Here is a 654-nt window from a genome sequence, read left to right on the forward strand (position 1 = left end):
GATCGAGCCTCCAATTTCCCGAGCATCGATAATCCATAAATGCTTCTCCGAATCGGTCGGTTGTTGAGCCTGCTTGATTTGATAATCTCGTAGTGCCTCTGTGTTGCCCGCTAGAACCTGGGCTAAGAGCTTTCGCTTGACTTCGTTATTCATCGCTTATTAGTTATTAAGTTCATTGGGATTACTATAATCTTCGTCTGGCGCGGGTCGCTTATGACCATCCATCGTGTCAATAATGGTCACGATGCGGCTGCGAGCCTGCTCGGGTAAGGCATCGAATTCCTCCATCGAGATCTCCCGGATGATGCCCGCTTTATCGATCTCTTGAATTGGTCCGCCGACTGGGCGGCTGTCGATCACAATACGTGTGTCGAGGTCTTTTACGGCTCGTTGAGCCTGGTAAACCCGGAGGGCGTCGGTATCTCCCTTGAGCACCAAGGCTAATAATTGCCTTTTTTCGTCGGTCGTCATATGCGTTAAGATTGATCTAGTTTGGTGAGGGCTTTATTGAGTAGTTCATCGATCTGCGCGTCGGTTAGGTTCGACAAGTCGATTTTAACATTCGCCCGAACGTGAACCTGAAGTAGTTTATCGACTGCATCCTTGGCGTCGTGCAACTCAATTTCAGTCTGAGTTTCTTCAATCTTATCTCCG

1 protein-coding gene is annotated in these 654 nt (G+C 48.6%); it reads right to left on the minus strand.

Going from position 1 to position 654, the window contains the following annotated elements:
• Positions 1-159: 159 nt before the first annotated feature.
• Complete coding sequence (locus GO755_RS40750; RefSeq protein WP_157591184.1) at positions 160-471, minus strand: hypothetical protein; 312 nt, start codon at positions 469-471, stop codon at positions 160-162.
• Positions 472-654 lie beyond the last annotated feature (183 nt).

Source organism: Spirosoma arboris (assembly GCF_009754945.1).
Lineage (GTDB): Bacteria > Bacteroidota > Bacteroidia > Cytophagales > Spirosomataceae > Spirosoma > Spirosoma arboris.